Source organism: Paenibacillus sp. ICGEB2008, from assembly GCF_000307675.1.
In the GTDB taxonomy this organism is placed as follows: Bacteria; Bacillota; Bacilli; order Paenibacillales; family Paenibacillaceae; genus Paenibacillus; species Paenibacillus polymyxa.
This window is the reverse complement of sequence record NZ_AMQU01000018.1, coordinates 1-20,691: the sequence shown is the minus strand read 5'-3', so window position 1 is coordinate 20,691 and position 20,691 is coordinate 1. Positions and strand designations below refer to the sequence as shown.

Sequence of the window (20,691 nt, the reverse complement as noted above, 5' to 3'; positions counted from 1 at the left end):
CAGATCATTGAGGGAGGAAATAGAAGATGATGACCATTGGGTTAGTCGGTGGATTAAGCTATGAATCGACGTTATTTTACTATAAGTATATTAATGAGCGTGTCAATCAGCAGCTTGGAAAAACCCATTCGGCCAAGTTGATTTTAAACAGCTTGAATAATGAGGAGGTTTTGTCTCTCGTAAATGCGAATCGAATGCAGGATGTTACGGATATATTAGTCAATGCTGCAATCGTAGTTGAGAGAGCTGGGGCTGATTGTTTGCTGATATGTTGTAATTCGGTTCATCAAGTAGCAGAAGAAGTACAACGTCATATTCGCATACCTCTTCTTCATATAACAGATGCAGTTACAGATAAAGTTTGCAAAACAGGTGTTAAACAGGTTGGACTTATTGGAACTAAGTTTACGATGAAGGAAACATTTTATAAAAATAAATTAGAATCTAAGGGGATTAATGTTATTCTTCCAGACCAGTTTGATCGTAATTATATACACCAAGTGATTTTTAGTGAATTGGTTCTGGGTAAATTTTCCGAGAAGGCTAAGAGAAACTTCCAACACATTATCCTTAAATTAATCTCTGAAGGTGCTCAGGGAGTTATACTGGGCTGCACAGAGATTCCGTTACTTATTAATCAAAAGGATGTTAGCGTTCCTGTTTTTGATACTACTACATTGCATGCAGACAGTGGAATTGACTTTATGTTTGGAAGTATGAACACTAGAGAGGAGTTATCACTATGGAAACAACAAATGTGAATAGTATTGAGGTTAAGCCGCAATCTATACCGCCACAGGCTAGTGTTATGGGGTATATCGGTAGTTATTTTTTCTCGTTTGTGATCAAGACTGCAACAGAGTTGGGTGTGTTTAAAGGCTTGCAGAAAGGGAAAAAAACGAACGACGCGTTAGCGACTCATCTGAACCTAGACTCAGTTTCATTACGCAGATTGTTAAGAGCATTAGTTGCCATGGATCTCCTTAAGGTTGATGAATTTGGAAATTATGAAGTAACTGTGTACGGAGCTACATTGCAACCAGGAGAAACCCCTCAATCAATTGAGCCCATTGCTAATTATTTACTTGGTGATTTTATTGTTGAACCTATGATGAATTTGGGATATAGCATTCGAACCGGCCAACCAGCATTTGACAATTCTACGTGGTTCGAAGCTGGGAAAATAAATATTGAGCAGCAACAAGTGGTAAACCGAGCAATGGAAGTATATTCAAAGGTAAGTTTACCGACAATACTGAATTCATATTCATTTGACGAGTTTGATGTCATTGTAGATGTTGCGGGTGGTCTAGGGCAGATATTGGCTGGTATTCTGGATAAAAATATAAATAGTCGTGGAGTTTTATATGATTTACCATCAACGATTGAGCGAGCAAAAGAATATATACATTCCGTGGATATGACAGGACGTTGTGAGTTAATTGGTGGAGATATGTTTGAAACGGTTCCTACTGGTGGAAATCTCTATATTATCAGTAAAGCATTAAACGATTGGGATGATGAACATGTTCTATCTGCACTCAGTAATATACGTTCAGCAATGGTAAATGACTCTAAATTAATTATTATAGAGATGCTTGTTAATGATGAGCATCCAACAAAAGAAGAGGTAATTCGGGATTTGTTGTTTCTAGCCATCACTCCGGGTGGCGGTGTTAGAACTCAGTCGGAATTTGAGGTGCTGATACAACGTTCTGGTTTGCAAATTACACGTATTATTCCCACTTCAGATCAGTTCTGCATTATTGAATGTGAGCAAAAACAATAAATAAAGCTTTTTATAAGAATCTAAATTCTGTTTTGCAAAGTTATGTTCATCATAAGATGAACATAACTTTTTTTCATATGCATGTAAGAAGAGAGGGATGGTGTATGTACCAGCCAGTTGTATTTATGTATCCGGGTCAGGGATCGCAGTATTATCATATGGGAATTAAGCTGTACAAACATAATGATGTGCTTCAAGTGTGTATGGATACATTAAATGACCAGGCGTACGAAATTATCGGGAACTAGAGCCAGATTAGTTTTGGAAAGTTGCTCGTAAACCGGTTCGATTCGCTGAGGTAGTAAGTTCTATAACGCACAAACAAAAGGAAGATATCTATATTAATATGGGATCTTCGGGTACATTGGCCAATGTTATGAAAAATCTGCCTGTATATAATCCAAAACAAACGGCTTTGTCTATAATGACACCCTTTCATAAAGACTGTAGTCAATTGGATGACATTATACGACGTTATGCTGACTCAAAGGAGAATGGCGTATGTTAGCATTTGTTTTCCCCGGACAGGGCTCGCAGCGTAAAGGAATGGGTGAAGGATTATTTGACGAATTTCCTGAGCTTACACGGCAGGCTAATACCATTCTTGGGTATTCCATAGAGGAATTATGCTTAGTGGATGCGCACAACCAGTTGCAAAAAACGCAATTTACACAGCCTGCTTTATACATTGTTAATGCACTTATGTATCTAAAAACGTTGCAAGTAAGTAGTGTTTCTCCCGAAATTGTAGCAGGGCACAGTCTAGGGGAGTATAATGCATTGTTTGCCGCTGGCGCCTTTGATTTTGCCACAGGTTTGAAGTTGGTAAAAAAAAGGGGAGAATTAATGAGCCTTGCCGCTGGCGGAACAATGGCAGCCATTATAGGAATGGATATTAACAATATCCAGCAAATTATAACGCAGAATAGACTGGACGGCATTGATATAGCTAATCTGAATTCGCCACAACAAATAGTGATATCCGGATTAGAAGAAGATATGGAGCGGGCTAAGTTGATTTTTGAGGCGACTTCTTCCATTACTTATATTCCACTTACTGTGAGTGGAGCTTTCCATTCCAGATATATGGAGGAGGCAGGGAATAAATTTGCTGCTTATTTAGATGAATTTAGATTTTTTGATTTAAACATACCGGTTATATCCAATTTTAGTGCCAGACCCTACACTAAGTCAGAATTAAAATCAAATCTAGTTCGACAAATGACAAGTTCTGTGAAATGGTGTGAGACCGTCCAGGTTCTCTTAGGATTGGATCATGTGGAAATCAAAGAAATTGGACCAGGTCATGTTTTGACAAGTTTGACGCAAAAAGTTAAGCAGGGAGCCGCTCCCATCACTTTATCTCGGGAAGAATGGAGTTTTACAGAGTCTGAACAAATTCAGCAAGCTCATAGTACTAGGGCACCCGCTAGTCCGCTTGTATCTGGGATTACACCAGAATTTCTTGGTTCTGAGGAGTTTAGAAAGGATTATGGCATCAAATACGCCTATTTGGCCGGAGCTATGTTCAAAGGGATTTCATCCAAAGAGATGGTAGTTAAGATGGGAAAAGCAGGTATGATGGGTTTTTTGGGAACTGGAGGATTAGCTATTCCTCAGATTGAATCTGATATCCAATATATTCAGCAGGAGTTGGATGAAGGGCAAGCTTACGGAATGAATTTTTTACATACACCCGGCAAGCTTGATAGGGAAAAAGATCTTACTGAACTTTATCTCAAATATGAAATACGTAATATAGAAGTTTCTGCATTTATTAATATAACAGAATCACTAATCCGCTATCGTGCTAATGGTTTATGCGAAAAATCAGACGGAACAGTAGAGATTCGCAACCGTGTTATCGCCAAGGTATCCAGACCAGAGGTCGCGGAAAACTTTTTGAGCCCGGCCCCTGTTTTATTAGTGAAAAAAATGGTCCAGGCTGGTCAAATTACGCAAGAACAAGCGAATAGATTGGCTCAGGTTGCAATGGCAGATGATCTATGTCTTGAAGCTGATTCGGGAGGACATACAGATGGCGGAGTAGCCTACGTATTAATGCCTGCTATCACGAGGTTACGTGATGACATGATGAAGAAGTATGAATATAAGAAAAAGGTGAGAATCGGTGCAGCAGGTGGCATCGGTACTCCTGAAGCCGCAGCAGCAGCATTTATGTTGGGCGCAGATTTTATAGTTACTGGTTCAATTAATCAATGTACTGTAGAGGCAGGTACTAGCGATTATGCTAAAGATATGCTGGAACAAATCAATATTCAGGATACGACCTATGCTCCGGCGGGGGATATGTTTGAATTGGGGGCCAAGGTACAAGTGCTGAAAAAAGGTGTGTTTTTTCCGGCACGAGCTAACAAGCTCTATGATCTATATCGTCAATATAATTCTTTAGAAGAGATTAATGATAAGGATCAGAAACAAATTCAGGAAAAATACTTCAAGCGAAGTTTTGATGAAGTATACGAGGAAGTTAGACGACATTATCCACAACAGGAGATTGAAAAAGCTGAACTAAACCCCAAGCGTAAAATGGCTTTGATTTTTAAGTGGTATTTTGCTTATTCGTCGTATTTAGCCTGCAGTGGGGAAGCGGACAATCGACTCGATTATCAGATCCAATGCGGTCCAGCACTGGGCTCATTTAATCAGTGGGTAAAAGCTACAAGGTGGGAACCCTGGCAACATCGTCATGTAGATGAAATTGGCATCAATATCATGACAGAAACAGCCAAAATACTTAATCAAAGATTTATTGCGTTTCATGGAGCATGTTTATGAGTAAAGTTCAATCGGGAAGAGTGAGGCGGATGAGATCCAAAAAGGCAGATATTGCGGTGGTAGGTATGTCATGCCGTTTTCCAGATGCTTGTGATTATAACCAATTTTGGAATAACCTCGAAAAAGGGGTAGACTCTGTTCGGGAAATTCCTCTTGATCGCTGGGATGTGAAGAATTCTTATGCAATGGATATGGACAAGCCTACCCAAAGCATAAGTAAGTGGTGTGGTTTATTAAATCATGTTTATGACTTTGATCATCAATTTTTCAAGATATCTCCTCGTGAAGCTATTCATATGGACCCTCAGCAAAGATTAATTTTAGAGGAGACTTGGCATTGTATTGAAGATTCGGGAATCTCTTTAGCCACACTTCAACATAAACAAACTGCTATCTATGCAGGTGTTATGACGACAGATTACCGCCAAGAGATGATAGATGTAGATCACGGAATAGACAGTTATGCATGTTTAGGCAATTTTGAAAGCCTGTTATCAAATCGTATTTCCTATACGTTTGACTTTCGGGGGGCGAGTCAAACTATCAATGCTGCTTGTGCTTCTTCACTTGTTGCAGTACATGAAGCGAAGCAAGCCTTAAGAATTAGGAAATGCGACTATGCATTAGTTGCATGTGTGAATCTGAATCTTCATCCATGGAAATATATCTCTTTTTCAAAATCTCGTATGCTAAGCCCTGACGGAATATGCAGAGCTTTTGATCTACATGCTAACGGTTATGTACCTGGGGACGGGGTAGCTGTTCTTTTACTGCAGCGTTTGGATGAAGCTGTTAAAGATCATAACCATATCTATGGCATTATCAAAGGATCAGACGTCAATCATTCCGGAAAAAGTCAGTCAATTACAGCCCCGCGTGTACAAGCACAGCAAGATGTCATCAAAGGTGCATACCAAGATGCAGATTTACGTCCCGAAATGGTCAATTATGTGGAAGCTCATGGGACAGGCACTTCTTTGGGAGATCCGATCGAATTGGAGAGTTTAACACGGGCATTCCGACAATTTACAGATAAGAAGCAATTTTGCAAGATTGGATCTGTAAAAACTAATATCGGCCATTTGGAGAGTGCTGCTGGGCTAGCGGGTATCATCAAAGTATTAATGATGATGAAGCACAGAAAAATTCCAAAAACCCTCCATCTTAATACTCTAAATCCGATCGTAGATTGGGATAATTCTCCGTTTATCCCTGCAAACGATTTATCATCTTGGGAATCCGTTGAGGAAGGTGACTCATTGCGTGCCAGTGTCAGCTCTTTTGGTTTTGGTGGTGTCAATAGCCATGTATTGCTTGAGGAGTATCAGAGCGCCGAAACAGACAAGCTATTCCATACCAATAGAAGTGAATTTTTTGTTTTATCTGCGAAGACTACGCAGGCATTGGATAATTTACAAGAGATATGGAAGACATTCGTTACTACTGATGATTTTAAAGCTCAAAGTTTAAGTGATATAAGCAGTGTATTGCTTATGGGCAGAGAGGCATTCCAGTACCGGTGTGGAATATTGGTACGGCATAAAGAAGAATTGAAAGAAAAAATATTGGCTGACGATTTGCCTCAAATGAAAGCGGTGAAATGCTCGTGGGAACTGAATATTACTAATCTTGCTTGGGAAGGTTATGCCGATATTGAGCCATTATATGTAGAATGTAGTTTATTCAAGCAGGTTATCGATGACGCCATGAAGAGATTAAGAAGTTTGCATTTAGGTCGAAAAATAAGCAGTAGTTTCTTTCAGGAGTCATGGACGGGGGTGGAAAAGTCACTATACCAGCTAATTTCAGGGTATGCATTCGCCTTTTCACTCATTTCACTGGGGCTGACTCCTTCCGTCGTAACTGGACATAATGATGGCTGGTGGGTTGCGATGGCTATAAGTGGCATTCTGAAATTGGAGGATATACTAACTATAAAAATAGGGAAAAGTGAGCTGAAGGACCTGGAATTTTCTTGTCCTGCTATTCCTCTTCGAGAGCCCGTTACAGGTGAAATTTGTGTGCCTTTGCAATGTAATGAAGCTTATATCCATGATCTAATCAGTTTGACAGAAAGCGGAGTGGAAGAACAGTCGGGTCCTCCAGCATCCAAATCACCAAATGATTATGGACTTCAAACATACATCCAGAAATCAAAGTTGTTATATCCTGTACAGCACACCTTTAAAGGATACATTGACGATTGGGAATCAGTCATTCAAAAAGAGACAAGCTGCAGTATTGTCGGTATATTGTGTGAAGAGCAACTTTTAAATAAAGAGAATATAACCCCCAATTTACTCTTGATTGTGCTTGTGAGCTCCTTGAGAAAGCTGTATAGAAAATGGAATTTAGAAGAGCAACAATTCGTAATTGGATCACGATTGGAAGAAATAATGGATTTGCTAGATGAAGGGGTCTTGCCCAAAGAAACACTTGTACAAATAATGTTACAAACCAATACAGTAGAACGAGCAGTTGAAATTATAAATAATAATTTGATGAAAATTCATTCTGATCGTAAATATCCATTAATGAAAAAATACTATCAAAATGAAATAAAAATGGAAATGAACCTAGAATGGATCAGCTTGATAGAAAATGTAGATCATGTTTTGTTACAACAAGCGGAATTAGAGGTTGTATATATAGACAACTGTGATACAGTCGCTGACTCTGGCATACATTTTGGAGGAGCAAGCGATGTGATTACACAGTTTTACCAAAGTATTTTTCAACTGTGGATGAAAGGAGTACCAATTCATTGGAACCAACTATTTCAAGGAAGATCGTATCATAAAATTGGATTGCCAGTGTACTCATTTGATCGGAATACATTCCGGATCAATGAAACAAAAGAGCAACCATTGGTAAACGATACATTCGAATTAGAGGATTTGAAGCTTAAACAACTACTGCTGAGCCTTGAAAAAGGTGAACTGGAAATTGACGACATCAAAAGGGAGATGGGGGATGCGTGGTGTCAGACGATCAATTCACAATAAATGAGATTTTACATTTGATTAAAGAGGGAAAGATGACCTCAGACAAAGGATTTGAGCAGATTCGTAAAATCAGAGATAGCACATCTCCCCTGAAATCAGCGAAACGAGCAAGCACATACTATCAGCCACTATGGAGAGAATGTCATTCTAATCTCGCTGGAGGAGTTCCCAAACAGATTATAGTTTTCGGTAAGGATTTAGGTCTTTGGAATGGTTTTAAAACGCGCGGAATTAAGACTGTGCTTGTACAGCCAGGGAATGCTTTTCGCTCTGTGCAAGATGACGTCTATGAAATAGATCCTTTAAATCCGAAGGACTATGAAATGTTGTTCGGCGCTCTAAAACAAAACCATCAAACTATCGAAGCCTTTATTTACGCTTGGTCGGACCAACGGTTTGTATCAGAGAAAGAAGAATTACAAATCCAACTTGAGCATGGAATCTATTCATTGTTCCACCTCAGTAAAGCATTAATGAAAGAGACTTTACCCAAGAGATGTAAGTTACTCTATGTTTATCAAGGAAGCAATCAGCCACAAAACGCGGGAGTGTCGGGTTTTGCCAGAACTCTTCGAAAAGAAAATCCCGCATTAATATGTGCTACTATCGAACTGAGCGAATCGCTTGAAGCATCTCTTGATCAACTGTTAAGTGAGTTTTCAGCAGATGATGATGAGGTTGAAATTCGTTATCTGGAACATAAACGCTTTGTACGTTATATGTCGCAGATCAATGAATTGGGTAAGTCTAATATTTCCTTGAGGGAAAAAGGAACTTATGTGATTACCGGAGGTTTGGGAGGATTAGGCTCCATTTTCGCTGGATACTTGGCGAATAAGTACAAAGCTCGTCTAGTTGTCGTAGGACGCTCCCCTCTCACATCCGAACATGAGCAAAAGCTCAAGCAATGGGAACGATGTGGGGCGAGTGTTCTGTATATACAGACGGATATTTCATTGCGTGAACAATGCATTGCACTGATTGCCAAGGCGAAAGAGAGATTTGGTCATATTCATGGTGTAATACACGCAGCAGGCGTACTGCGGGATGCGTATATTTTGAAGAAGTCAATTGATCAGATAGAGGAAGTACTGGCAGCTAAGCTGTATGGAACAATATGGATGGATGAGGCGACCCGTCATGAAGAGCTGGATTTTTTCCTGATGTTCTCTTCCATCATGTCAGTTATAGGGAATGCAGGTCAGTGTGATTATGCATATGCAAACGCTTTTATGGATTATTATGCTCATTATCGTACAAGTATACTGCAGATGAATGGACTCTATGGAAAGTCTTTATTGATAAATTGGCCACTATGGAAAGAGGGTGGAATGACGGTAGATGCCCCTACCCTTACTTTCATGGAGAATACCATGGGAATTCTCCCCATCTCCAATGAAGAAGGGATTAGAGCATTTGAAGATGCGTTACATATGTCGGGAGATCAGATGATTGTTATAAAGGAGAATCCGACGAAAAAAGTAAAAGTGTTTAACTCCACTTCTAGTATTAAGAAGAAAGTCTCTGCGAAGGGGCAACTTTCTGAATCGGATGAACAGATAATTTACCGTGGCTTGTGCGAAGATATCCGAATGATTACTTCGGAAATTCTATTTGTTGATAAAGATACGATTGAAATGGATACAGACTACAGTGAATACGGGTTTGACTCCATTTCTACCACGGATTTTATTAATCGGATTAATCAAAAACTTCACTTGGAGTTGACTCCGCCTGTATTCTATGAATTTGTGAATATGGGCTCTTTTGTTTCTTATTTAAAGGAAAACTATACAGAACGAGTAGCTTCTTTTTATGCTGTCAATTCTTCAACTTCTTCATTCTGCTCGGCTGAATCCGCAAAAGAAGTAGTAGTAGAATCAGCGAATATTCCAGTGAATATTCCATCTCAAGTCTTTGGGAACGTAACTGAACCCATTGCTATTATTGGCGCTGCCTGTAAAATGCCACAGTCAGATAACCTCAACGAATTTTGGTTAAATTTAGAGGCGGAAAAGGATCTGATCACCGAAATTCCGTCAGATCGATGGAATTGGGAAGACTATGATGGCGATCCGACCAAGGAAATAGGTAAAACCAATATTAGATGGGGCGGTTTTATGAAAGACATAGATGCTTTTGATGCCTTTTTCTTTGGTATTTCCCCTCGAGAAGCAGAATTAATGGATCCGCGGCAGAGAATTTTTTTAGAGACTGTTTGGAAAGTAATTGAAGATGCAGGTTACAAAGCTTCTGAATTGTCCGGCAGTAGGACGGGGATTTTTGTTGGTGCTGGAAGCTCTGATTATGACGATTTGTTAAGAGAGCACAGGGTAGAAATACAGGCACACACACCGACAGGGTTGTTTAATTCCATTCTAACCAATCGTATTTCATATTTACTGAATTTTCATGGCCCAAGCGAACCCATTGATACGGCTTGTTCCAGTTCTTTGGTCGCCATACACCGCGCTGTGGAAAGCTTGCGTAGTGGTGAATGTGAAGTTGCCATTGCTGGTGGCGTGAACGTTTTGGCAAGTCCCAATCTATATATTGCTTTGGCTAAGGCCGGGATGTTATCTGTAGATGGAAGATGTAAGACGTTTGACAAGAAAGCAAATGGATATGTTCGTGGTGAAGGGAGTGCAGCGGTAATGCTAAAGCCTCTCTCACAAGCCAGACAGGATGGTGATCATATTTATGCGGTGATTAGAGGAACAGCAGTTAATCATGGTGGTCGTGTTAATTCACTTACAGCACCCAATCCAAATGCACAGGCAGATTTAATCGTAGATGCGTGGACGAAATCAAGAGTGGACCCGTCTACTGTGAGCTATATAGAAGTTCATGGTTCAGGAACATCTCTGGGCGATCCAATTGAAATTAACGGACTCAAAAAAGCTTTTAATGAACTATATACCGCCTGGGAAGGACAACCAACGGATAAAACCCATTGCGGGATAGGTACAGTGAAAACAAATATAGGTCATTTGGAATCAGCAGCGGGTATCGCAGGTCTAATCAAAATTGTACTTTGCTTGAAGCACAAAAAGCTACTTAAAACATTACATTATAGGGATATAAATCCATATATTAAACTAGAAAATAGCCCGTTCTACATTGTAGAAAGCACGAAAAAATGGGAAAGGACAGCACATGATATTCCTCGACGTGCAGGTGTAAGTTCCTTTGGTTTTGGTGGAGTAAATGCCCATGTGGTTGTAGAAGAATATGAGCAAAGCTATGGTCATAAACCTAATGAACCACAGATTTTCTTGTTTTCAGCCAAGAATAAAGACGCACTTTGTCGCTATATTGAGGAAATTCGACCGTTTTTATTATTAAAACCTGAAGCCAATATGAGTGATATCGCTTTTACGCTCCAGATCGGCAGAGAAGTTATGGAGGAAAGGCTAGCTATCGTTGCATCAAGTATCGGGGAGTTGGTAGGGAAACTAGATCTGTATCTTCAATCAAACAGCAATATAGAAAATGTTTACACGGGAAATGTAAAGTTAAGTAATTCCTCTTTGCAGGCTTTAATAGAGGGAGAAGAGGGAGCTACGTTTATGAACCTGCTCATGAGCAATAAAAAGTTGGAGAAGCTTGCCCAGTTATGGGTGAAGGGTCTGGATATTGAGTGGACATTATTGCATTCTCATGCCAAACCACAGCGAGTATCGCTTCCGACGTATCCTTTTGAAAAACAACGCTATTGGGTGCCAGATACAAAAATACAAGCAACTACAAAAGAAGAGCGCATTTCCCGTCTACATCCATTACTACATGAAAACACTTCTATCTTATCGGAGCAGCGGTTTTGCACTGCTTTTACTGGGCAGGAATTCTTTGTGAAGGAAGAACAGGGGACCGACTATAAGATTGTTCCTGCAGAGGTCTTAGTAGAAATGGCAAGAGCAGCAGTAAAGTGGTCAACCGAAAACCAACCGGAAGAACATAAATATATACGATTGGAAAATATGGTTTGGGGAAGTCCCATTTTAATTCAAACAGAAACTATACAAGTAACCATTGCAATCTATGCCGAGGAACAGAATGAAATCAGCTTTGAGATTTATCAAGCCGGTAAGCAAGGGCAAGAAATAAAAGTATATAGTCAAGGTTATGCCAGTCTGAAAGATAGCATGGACCTTAATTATGTTGACTTACAGGCCGCGCGTATGGAATGCAATCAACAACTGTTATTGTCTGTTGATCACCTGCCGGAAATTGAGGATATTTACGCTGGTGCGGACGTGATATTGGTAAAACTGTCATTATCAAACAATATATCTGAATCCGCACAGTTATATGCGATTCATCCTAATTTGATTCATGCAATTACCCAATTGTCTGCGATATGGCAGACTCACATGGAAAATAAATACTCCCATACTGACATATCCTATCATCCTGCATCTATAAAAGAACTTGACATCTATCATTCATGTACATCCAATATGTGGGCTAAGCTTGAGTATTGTTCCAATAGTAGGGATGAGGATTGTATGTCGTCACTGGATGTAGAACTGTATGACGAGCAGGGAAAGGTATGCATACGTATTAGAGGTCTGGTAACAGTGTCAAATGAATATCCTGATATTCAGATCGGATTCTGATTATTCTTAGGAAGAATTCAATTATAGAAGGGGGTTTGGCCATGACAAGTACTATGATGCTTGAGCCGAGATGGAAAGAACAGGCTATCACAGAAAAGAGAACACTATCAGTACATTTTCGGCATGTTGTCATGCTTTGTGAGATGGACCCAGCTATGTGTGAACTCATAGATATTCAGCTTAACGGAACAACTTGTATTTCTCTACAGACTGAACAAACTTCCGTGGAAGAGCGGTATCAGGCTTACACCGTTCAGGTATTTGAAACCATCCAACAGTTAATTCAAGACCGAACCTATCAGGATATCCTTGTTCAAATTATAGTTAGCCGTGAAGGTGAAGGCAGACTTTTTACAGGGCTTGCGGGGATATTGAAAACAGCGCAGCTTGAATATCCGAAACTATCTGGGCAACTGATTGAAGTAGATCCTAATGAAGACGAGAACCTCTTGATTCAAAAAATCACAGAAAATAAGAATAATCCATCAGAAGGTCGTATTCGTTATATAAATGGAAAAAGACAGGTTATGCATTGGAAATTTATATTAGAGAACGAAAGTGTCCAAGATTGGCTGGAACAGGCTTCACCATGGAGAGATGGTGGCCTGTATTTATTGACAGGAGGTACTGGAGGATTAGGAAAGATTTTTGCCAGAGAGATTGCGGAGAGTACTGAATCTTCCAATATCATACTTATGGGTCATTCTCCTCTGGATGAGTCTAAGAAGAAGTGGATATGTGAACTTCAGAAGTTAGGGGCACACGTTGTTTATAAAAACCAGGATTTGAATGATAAAGAGGGGGTAGTTGAATTCATAAATACCATAGAGAGAGAATATGGTCATGTTAACGGTATTATTCATAGTGCTGGGATCATTCAAGATGACTACATTGTAAATAAAAGTTCAGAAGAGTTCAGAACTGTCCTTGCACCCAAAGTGTCAGGATTATTGTGTTTGGATGAGGCGACCAAAGGCATGCAATTGGACTTTATTATATTGTTTTCATCAGTGGCTGGAGCGCTTGGAAATCCTGGTCAGGTCGATTATGCTACAGCAAATGCATTTCTGGACGCTTATGCAAGCTACAGGAATGATTTGCAAGAGCTTGGATTTCGGCATGGCCGGACGTTATCCATAAACTGGCCACTGTGGAGAGAAGGCGGTATGCAGATTGATGAATCCATTGTCAAAATATTAGAAGAGCGTACGGGGATGTCACCCATTTCAACAGAAACAGGAATTAGTGCGTTCTATAAAGCATTCAGTCTAGGTCAGGAACAGATAATGTTGATCCAAGGGAATCGGTTAAAAATAGCTGATTATTTGAAAAAAAAGTATTGGTGAGCAGCCTGTAGTTGCGGTTAAAAAACACCCAGTAGAAGTAGACCATGAACAGCTAATGGAAAAGACATTGTCTAAACTCAAATCGTTACTTGCAGAAGAAATAAAATGGGATGAAGAACGTATTAATATCTTTGAACCATTAGAAAGTTACGGAATTGATTCTATACTCATTTTGCAGCTTAATCAGAAGCTAGAGCATACTTTCGGGGAATGTTCGAAAACTATTTTTTATGAATATAGGACTTTACAAGAATTGGCCCTTTATTTCATTTCGAATTTTAAGGAAGCTTGTATACTGTGGACAGGATTGACTCACTCATATGCAACTCCAAAGAAATCTTTGAAAACAACAAAAGATGTCCAGCAGAGAAAAACGATTTTGGTGCCGCGTCATGGAGTTAAGCGCAAATCCCGAATGGAAATTACGTCGTCAACTGATAAAGAGGCCGATCCAATTGCCATTATCGGAATAAGCGGGCGTTATCCTCAAGCAGATCATCTACAAGAATTCTGGTCTAATTTAGTAAGCGGAAAAGATTGTATAACAGAACTGGATGAGGAAAGATGGGAGCTGGACTCTTTTTATCATCCGGATCGTGAAGAAGCGATTCTTCAAAATAAAAGCTATAGCAAATGGGGGGGATTTGTCCAAGGATTTGCCGATTTTGATCCTTTGTTTTTTAATATCTCTCCCCGGGAAGCTATGAGCATGGACCCACAGGAGCGCTTGTTTATACAAGCTTGTTGGGAAGCATTGGAGGATGCAGCTTATACACGCGAGCAATTGAAGACACATCATCAAGGAAGAGTAGGTGTGTTTGCAGGAATTACCAAAACAGGATTCAATCTATATGGGCCAGATATGTGGAAGAAGGGAGAAACTTTGTTTCCGCATACATCGTTCAGCTCACTAGCGAATCGGGTGTCTTATTTGTTGAATTTAAATGGACCTAGCATGCCAATTGATACAATGTGTTCATCATCTTTGACAGCTATACATGAAGCTTGTGAGCACCTTCGGCATGGTCAATGTGAAGTAGCTATCGCAGGAGCTGTTAATTTATATCTTCATCCTTCCAGCTATGTACAGCTATGTGGCCAGCACATGTTGTCGGTGGATGGAAAATGTAAAAGCTTCGGGCAGGATGCCAATGGATTTGTCCCTGGAGAGGGAGTTGGTGTGTTTATATTAAAGCCGCTATCCAAGGCTAGAGCAGATAAAGATCATATTTATGGCTGTATCCGTGGGACAAGTATAAATCATGGCGGCAAAACCAATGGATATACTGTTCCCAATCCATCTGCCCAAGCAGAGCTTATTCAGAGTGCTATCGACAGAGCTGGTGTAGATGCCCGAGCCATCAGTTATATCGAAGCTCATGGAACGGGAACTCTCCTGGGAGATCCTATTGAAATTACTGGACTTACGCAAGCGTTTAGAACATCAACGAAACAATCACAATTTTGTGCAATCGGCTCAGTTAAAAGCAATATTGGACATCTGGAAGCTGCTGCTGGTATGGCAGGCATGACTAAAATACTTTTACAAATGAAACATCAGAAAATTGTACCCACTTTACATGCGACACAATTGAATTCCAACATTCCTTTTTCAGACACTCCATTTGTGGTTCAAAGGAAATTATCAGAATGGAACCGCCCCGTAGTGGAGAAGGATGGAAAACGAAAGGAGTATCCCAGAATAGCTGGTATTTCCTCATTTGGAGCAGGTGGGGCTAATGCACATGTAATTATGGAGGAGTATACGGAACCCGTTGAAGCCATAGCTTCATTTGAAGTGAACTCAGAAAAAGCCATCGTTGTATTATCCGCAAAAAATGAAGACAGACTATTTGCAAAGGTACATCAGCTACTGACTTTTATAGAAGAAGGGCAAATTCAAGATGATCATTTACGGAACATGGCCTATACACTCCAAATAGGTAGAGAGGCTATGGAGGAACGTTTGGGTTTGATGGTGGGTTCTGTCAAGGAACTGAAAGAAAAACTGAAGTTATTCTATGAAAATAAGAGTGATTTCAAGGATATTTATAGGGGGAGAAGCAAGCGTAATAAAGAGTCAGTGATGTTGCTATTAGCAGATGAGGATATGAGGAAAGCCGTATCGGCATGGATTCAGAAGAAAAAGTACACAAAACTTCTTGATCTTTGGGTAAAGGGAGTAGATATCGATTGGACTCAAATATACGAAGCGGATATTCCTAAAAGAATAAGCCTCCCCGTATATCCATTTGCCAAGGAGCGGTACTGGATATCCGAACGATCCCGAACTGACATAAAGGACAGCGTATATTCTTCAGTAGCAGGGTCGACCTATATTCATCCGTTGCTTCACCGCAATACATCAGATTTAACGGAGCAAAGATACAGCTCCATATTTACGGGTGAGGAATTCTTTTTGACTGATCACCAGATCAGGGGGCATAAAGTCTTGCCGGGTGTGGCACATTTGGAAATGGCGAGAAAAGCCGCAGAGTTGGCAACAAACATGTCTTCAGCAGATCAACTTACCATTAAAATAAAAAATGTAGTATGGGCCAGTCCGGTGATGGTTGATACGCTGCCTGTTGAAGTACATATCGGATTATACATGGAGGATAAAGGAGAGATTGGTTATACCATCTACAGAAAGTCTGAGGATGGAACAGATAATTTTGTGAATAGCCAAGGCCGAATCGAAATATGCACGAACATCAAAACACAATCTCTGGATATCTCAAGTCTGCAAGCAGACTGTAATCAAACTAGCATGACGGGGGCCGCTTGTTATGAAGCTTTTGAAGAAATGGGTTATTCTTACGGTGAAGGACATCGAGGAATTGAGGAACTCTATGTCGGGACAGGTCAGGTTTTAGCGAAACTACGTCTGCCGTCAGTGACGAGTGATTCAGGGAAGGCATATGTTCTACATCCAGGTTTAGTCGATTCAGCTTTGCAGGCAACCATCGGATTGTTCCATCAGCGACACACAGGGAATAATCCACTTTTGCCGTTTGCCTTACAAGAAATTCATATCATACAGCCTTGCACTTCTATCATGTGGGCGCGCATTCGTTACAGTGAAGGATATGACGTAGGAAGCTCATTGGTAAGAGTGGATCTGGATATATGTAATTTTTATGGGGATATATGCATTGAAATGAAAGGGCTAACTTCAAGGATTTTAAAGGAAGAAATTACGGTTGAATCCAATATCACTACATTAATGTTGTCACCTGTATGGAAACAGCAAACTATTGAACAGGCAGTCCTAACTATGGGATACACTAAGCACGTAGTCTTGCTCTGTGAACCTGAGGAAAGATGGATAGGACCATTACGAAAAGAACTTCGCGATGCGGTGTGTGTCCCTCTATTTTCCAAAGCCATACATGCGGTAGATAGATATCAAGATTATGCATTACAGGCTTTGGGAGAAGTACAAAAAATTATTCGAGATCAGGCTAATGGACAGGTGCTAGTGCAGATTGTAGCTTTCAATCCGCTAGAACGGTATATGTTCACTGGCCTATTAGGCTTGCTCAAAACCGCGCAAATTGAAAGCAGTAAAATTATAGGACAAATGCTTGAGATTGATGCAGTTGAAACGGTGGAACAACTTATTAGTATGATTACAGAAAATGCTCAATTCTCACCTGGGCTACATGTTCGTTACTATGAGGACAGGCGTTGGATCTCGGAATGGGAAGAAATTGATAGACAAGTCGAAAACACAAAGCCTTGGAAGGATAATGGAATATATCTGATTACTGGTGGCGCAGGGGGACTGGGGCTTGTTTTTTGCGAGGAAATAGTAAGAAACTCTCGTCGTCCTACTGTGATTCTTGTCGGGAGATCTCCACTGGATGAACTTGTGAAGTCCCAATTAACTAACTTTAAAACATCCGGGGCTAGGGTTTTATACAAAAGGATAGATATTACAGATCGTCAAGCAGTCCGTGTATTGATGGAAAGCATTCAAGAGGAGTATGGAACTTTAAATGGTATTATCCACAGCGCAGGTGTAATCTACGATAGTTTCATTCTGAACAAGCAGACGGAAGAAGTAATGAAGGTAATGGCTCCCAAGGTTGCTGGCACAGTGTATTTGGATGAAGAAAGTAAAGAGTTTGATTTAGACTTTTTTGTTCTATTTTCATCTGTTGCTGGGATTTTAGGGAATGCTGGACAATCTGATTATGCAATGGCCAATTTGTTTATGGACAGCTACGCTGAGTATCGGTCCGCATTAGAAGCTTCTTGTCAGCGAAAAGGACAGACTTTGGTAATGGATTGGCCTCTTTGGAGGGACGGAGGTATGCGTATGGATACGGATACCGAGAAGTCCATGCTACAAAATACTGGCATGCAGCCAATTAGTATTCAAACTGGATTGGATATTTTTTATCAGGCCATGTCATCAGGAAGAAAACAGATTATGGGCATATATGGTCAAGCCTCGCGAATGAGGGATAAACTGTTCTCCTTAAAAAAAGTGAAAATCAAGCCCATTCAGCCACTTTCGAAAGCTGCTGATGATACGGAAAAACTGCTGCATGAGGTGCTTATTATTTTGGCGGAAACAATATCCAATGTTCTGGATGTGAGTGCTAAGGATATTGATGATGATGCTGAATGGGGAGAATATGGATTTGACTCTATTTCATTAACTCAACTGGCTAATCGTCTTAACCAGGCTTATGAATTGGATTTAACTCCAGCTCTATTTTTTGAGTATTCAGGAATTCGGGAGTTTGCGAAGTATCTGTTATTAGAACACCGTGATTCTTTCAATTGGCAGGCGTCAGAGCATCTGGGGCATGGAGAAGCGTTACCAGAACTATCGAAAACGAAAAGTGACTTAGGAGCTTGGAAATGGGAAGAAACAGCAAAGCTTCATTCCAGACGTATGAACTCCAGATTTGTTGTTCCTGCCCTACAAGAACATACAGTTTTGGAACCTGTGGCCATCATCGGAATAAGTGGAATTTTCCCTATGGCAAAGAATGTAGATGAATTGTGGCAAAATCTTGTCCAAGGCAGAGACTGTATTACTAAAATTCCTCGTGAACGTGAGGAATGGGGTATCTATGATCTGGATTTGAATGCGGAGGTGCCGTGGGGTGGTTTTATAAGTGGAGTGGATGAATTTGATGCTCTGTTCTTTGGAATTACTCCCCGAGAGGCCGAATTGATGGATCCTCAGCAGCGTTTGCTTATGACCTATGTTTGGAATGTCTTGGAGGATGCTGGATATTCAGCTAGAGCGATATCAGGAACCGGGATGGGATTGTTTGTAGGAACAGGAAGAACAGGATACAGTGAGTTGCTTTCCAAGTCCGGTACAGTAGTCGAAGGATACTCGTCCACAGGGAAGGTACCCTCCATAGGACCGAACAGAATGAGTTATTTTCTTGATATTCATGGTCCTAGTGAACCTATTGAAACTGCCTGTTCCAGTTCCTTGATTGCTGTTCACAGAGCAGTCCAGGCGATCAGAAACGGGGACTGCGAAACGGCTGTTGCAGGCGGCGTTAATACGCTGCTTAGTTCAGAAGATTATAAAAGCTTCTATAAAGCGGGAATGCTCAGCAGGGATGGGAGATGTAAAACCTTTTCGGACCAAGCGAATGGCTATGTTAGAAGCGAAGGAGTTGGTATGGTGCTCCTAAAAAAACTGAAGGATGCTGAACTGGATGGGGACCAAATCTATGCAGTTATACGAGCGACGGGAGAAAATCATGGTGGCAGAGCCAACTCTTTGACCGCACCTAATCCGAAATCACAGGCAAAATTATTAAATTCTGTATACCAAAAGGCAGGGATCAGACCTGATACAGTAGGCTATATCGAAGCTCACGGTAGCGGTACGCCACTAGGAGATCCTATTGAAATTAATGCACTGAAGCAGGCGTTCCAAGAATTGGGGAATGAGAGTCACAATGGTATTGACAAATCCGGTTATTGTGGATTAGGAACTGTGAAAACTAATATCGGACATTTAGAATTGGCGGCAGGCATCGTTGGTTTAATTAAAGTTGTGCTGCAAATGAAGCATCAAACGCTTGTGAAGAACCTGCATTTAGAAACTGTAAATCCATATATCGAACTAGAGGATAGCCCCTTCTATATCGTTCAGGAGACCTGTAAGTGGGAGCCGCTGTTGGATGATGAGGGCAAGGAGTTGCCAAGACGAGCAGGAGTTAGTTCCTTTGGTTTTGGAGGAGCGAATGCACATGTGTTAGTGGAAGAATACATTCCGCAGGAGAACCAGATGGACCATTTCGGCGCTGCACCACGTACACCCGTGATGATCGTCCTGTCAGGCAAGGATGAGCAGCGGCTGCAGGAGCAAGTGCTCCAATTGCTTGAGGCGATGGAGCAGGGAAATTACGGTGACGACAGGCTGGAGTCCATCGCCTATACCCTACAGGTCGGACGGGAAGCCATGGAAGAACGACTGGGATTAATCGTGGAATCCGTCTCGGATTTAGCAGCACAGCTGAGGGAATATGCGGAGCATCAGAAAGCTGGCAGATGGTTTTGCGGAAATGTCAAACGCTACAAGGAAACGATATCCGCCTTGGAGGCAGATGAGGATATGCAGGAGACGATCCGTCAGTGGATTTATAAAGGAAAATATGCCAAGCTGTTGGATTTATGGGTGAAGGGCTTGAGCATGAACTGGCAGGCGCTGTATGGAGAAAAGCGGCCGCTCCGAATCAGCCTACCCACGTATCCATTTGCGCGAGATCGGTACTGGGTTCCGCAGGCGGAAGGGAAGGAAGCGACCGGGCGAAGCTGGGAGGATACGGACTCTCGATGGCATCCGTTGCTGCACCGGAATGTCTCGGTATTGTCAGAGCAGCGGTATGCTTCCACGTTTAGCGGTGAAGAATTTTTCCTAACAGATCACAGAGTGCAGGGACGTAAGATGCTGCCAGGGGTAGCCTATCTGGAAATGGCCCGAACAGCGGTGGAACAGGCGCTGGAGGTGAAGCCGGGAGGGTGGCTTACGTTGCAATTGCAGCAAGTGACCTGGATACAGCCCATCACAGTCGAAGAGCAGCCGGTAGAGGTAAGGCTCCGTCTGATGGCTGGCGAGGAAGGTGACATCGGTTATGAAATCTACA

At 41.1% G+C, this 20,691-nt stretch carries 7 protein-coding genes and 1 pseudogene; all 8 read left to right on the top strand.

What is annotated here, in order from left to right; all coding sequences use genetic code 11:
• Positions 1–26: 26 nt before the first annotated feature.
• Positions 27–761 (top strand): aspartate/glutamate racemase family protein, encoded by a 735-nt coding sequence (locus tag C400_RS0117645; RefSeq protein ID WP_017427777.1) that lies wholly within the window; start codon positions 27–29, stop codon positions 759–761.
• Complete coding sequence (locus C400_RS0117640; protein WP_017427776.1) at positions 743–1,789, top strand: methyltransferase; 1,047 nt, start codon at positions 743–745, stop codon at positions 1,787–1,789. The genes C400_RS0117645 and C400_RS0117640 overlap by 19 nt, the downstream gene beginning before the upstream one ends.
• A gap of 104 nt (positions 1,790–1,893) precedes the next feature.
• Positions 1,894–2,037: a hypothetical protein gene (locus C400_RS27215; protein WP_017427775.1), complete on the top strand. Its 144-nt coding sequence runs from the start codon at positions 1,894–1,896 to the stop codon at positions 2,035–2,037.
• A gap of 253 nt (positions 2,038–2,290) precedes the next feature.
• Positions 2,291–4,588, top strand: a complete 2,298-nt coding sequence (gene fabD, locus C400_RS0117625) for an ACP S-malonyltransferase (RefSeq protein WP_017427773.1) — start codon at positions 2,291–2,293, stop codon at positions 4,586–4,588.
• Entirely contained in the window at positions 4,585–7,593 is a 3,009-nt protein-coding gene (locus C400_RS0117620) for a type I polyketide synthase (RefSeq protein WP_193190572.1), read from the top strand. Before fabD ends, C400_RS0117620 begins: the two co-directional genes overlap by 4 nt.
• On the top strand, positions 7,569–12,212 hold the full coding sequence (locus C400_RS0117615; protein WP_017427771.1) for a type I polyketide synthase: 4,644 nt from the start codon (positions 7,569–7,571) through the stop codon (positions 12,210–12,212). The genes C400_RS0117620 and C400_RS0117615 overlap by 25 nt, the downstream gene beginning before the upstream one ends.
• Before the next feature lie 41 nt (positions 12,213–12,253).
• Positions 12,254–13,558, top strand: a complete 1,305-nt coding sequence (locus C400_RS0117610) for an SDR family NAD(P)-dependent oxidoreductase (protein WP_017427770.1) — start codon at positions 12,254–12,256, stop codon at positions 13,556–13,558.
• Positions 13,559–13,610: 52 nt separating this feature from the next.
• Positions 13,611–20,691: pseudogene (locus C400_RS0117605) on the top strand (SDR family NAD(P)-dependent oxidoreductase); the annotation flags it as partial.

What these genes read in the sequence shown, in the direction of transcription:
- C400_RS0117620 (WP_193190572.1), top strand. Translation starts at nt 4,585, where the DNA reads ATGAGTAAAGTTCAATCGGGAAGAGTGAGGCGGATGAGATCCAAAAAG.
- fabD (WP_017427773.1), top strand. Translation starts at nt 2,291, where the DNA reads ATGTTAGCATTTGTTTTCCCCGGACAGGGCTCGCAGCGTAAAGGAATG.
- C400_RS0117645 (WP_017427777.1), top strand. Translation starts at nt 27, where the DNA reads ATGATGACCATTGGGTTAGTCGGTGGATTAAGCTATGAATCGACGTTA.
- C400_RS0117610 (WP_017427770.1), top strand. Translation starts at nt 12,254, where the DNA reads ATGACAAGTACTATGATGCTTGAGCCGAGATGGAAAGAACAGGCTATC.
- C400_RS0117640 (WP_017427776.1), top strand. Translation starts at nt 743, where the DNA reads ATGGAAACAACAAATGTGAATAGTATTGAGGTTAAGCCGCAATCTATA.
- C400_RS27215 (WP_017427775.1), top strand. Translation starts at nt 1,894, where the DNA reads ATGTACCAGCCAGTTGTATTTATGTATCCGGGTCAGGGATCGCAGTAT.